General features: G+C 75.4%; 1 protein-coding gene. It reads right to left on the reverse strand.

Annotation, left to right across the window (positions count from 1 at the left end; all coding sequences use genetic code 11):
• The coding region (locus ACRDP3_RS12935; protein WP_431517052.1) for a beta-N-acetylglucosaminidase domain-containing protein at positions 1-1,859 on the reverse strand (1,859 nt) is incomplete at both ends.

Genomic DNA, 1,859 nt, shown 5'->3' on the forward strand with positions numbered 1-1,859 from the left:
CCGGAGGGCTGTCCGGGCCCAGCCCGCCCGGCAGTGACGCGCCGGGCAGCGGGCTGGCCGGCGCGAAGTACCCGGTCGCCGGGGCGGCTTCCGCCCGGTAGGCGGTGCGTGGGTCGCCGTCGACGGCCGCGTCGGCCGGTGAACCGGGGCGCGCGGTGGGGCCGCCCCGCACGGTGTGGTCGCCGAACGCCTCACGGCGTACGCCGGTCCAGCTGTCGGAGGTCTCCAGCGCCCGCTTGACGAAGGCCGGCAGCACGCCCTTCCCGACCGTCGCCGACCGGTCCGCCGTACGGGCGCGCAGCCGCTGCACCGCCAGCCGCGCGTCCCACGCCTCGGCGCCGTCCCCGCGTGCCTGCGCGGTCAGCATCCGCACGGCCTGTTCACCCTCCTCGCCGTGCCGGGCCAACGCCGCCAGCCAGGGCCGCACTTCACGGCCGAGCCCGTCCGGGACCCGCTCCGGTGCGGTGCGCATCGTCCGGAACGCGTCGCGCAGCCGGTCCGCCGCGCTCCGCAGCCGCCGCTCGGCCGCGCTGAGGCCGGGGCTGTCCTTCTCGTCCGATTCCGCTGTGCCGCTGCTGTCCTCGTACGCCGCCCAGAAGTCCGCCAGCAGCGGCCGCAGATACGCCGACTCCCTGCCGCCGAGCAGCGAGGAGGCGTCGTTCGCGGCGAGCGCGTGCACCGCCTCGCGCGCCTCCTCGGCGCCCCCGCCCCCGGCTCCGTCCCCGTCTCCGCCCGCGCCCGCGTCCGCATGTCCCGGTCCGTCTGCCGCCACCTCGTCGATGGCCGCCCGCCAGGACTCCTGCGGGCGGTAACCGCGGGGGTTCCAGGCGTAGTCCGCGGCGGTGAAGAGGGGGATGCGGGAAGCGGTGGGCTGCTTCATCGCGTTGGCGAGCAGGGCCGCCGAACCCGCGGCCACGGCGGGCTCCCGGCCGCGGTAGGGGCCGAGGAAGATCCGGTCCTGCGCGTAGTCGTTGACGGGATAGTTGTCCATCGTCACCAGTGGATGCTGGTGGAAAGCGGCGCGTGCCGCGGCCAGTTCACCGCCGGTGATGGTGCGCGGCACGACGCCGACCCCGGTCCAGGCGACCTGCACCCCGTGGGCCAGCTTCTCGGCGAGTGCCGTGCGGTACGCGGTGGTGCCGTCCTGGTAGAACTCGGTCGGCATGACGGACAGCGGCTCGAGGTCCGGATGCCGTTCGGCCAGATGACCGGCGACCACGTTGGCCAGCTCGGCGTGTGCCCGGGCGGCGGCCTCCGGTCCCGAACCGTAAGCGCGGGCGTCGGCGTCGCAGTGCCATTCGCTGTAGCTGACGTCCTCGAAGCGCAGTTGGAACGCGTCGAAGCCCAGTGCCCGCATCGCGTCCACCTTGCGCAGCAGCGCCTTGCGGTCGTCGGCGGACGAGAAGCACAGGCCCTGGCCGGGGGAGACGGCCCAGCCGAGCGTCACGTGATTGCGCCGCGCACGCTCCGCCAGGGCACGGAAGTCGGCGCGCTGGGCGGCCGGATAGGGGTCGCGCCAGCGGGCGGACTGCCGGTACGGGTCGTCGCCGGGGGCGTAGAGGTAGCGGTTCTGCTTGGTGCGGCCCAGGAAGTCCAGCTGTGCCAGCCGTTCCCGCTGAGACCAGGAGCCCCCGTAGAAGCCTTCGGTGATTCCCCGTACGGCGGCGGTCGGCCAGTCGCGTACGGTCACGCCCGCGAAGCCGCGTGCGCCGCCCCCCTCCTTCGAGCCGGCCCCACGGGTGACCAGCCGGCGCAGCGTCTGCACAGCGTGGAACAGGCCCGCCCCGTCGGCGCCTTCGAGCGCGACCGTGTCGCGTCCGGCTGCCCGGCCGACCGCCAGCCGGTACCCGCCGCGCGGC

The organism is Streptomyces sp., assembly GCF_050698815.1.
In the GTDB taxonomy this organism is placed as follows: domain Bacteria; phylum Actinomycetota; class Actinomycetes; order Streptomycetales; family Streptomycetaceae; genus Streptomyces.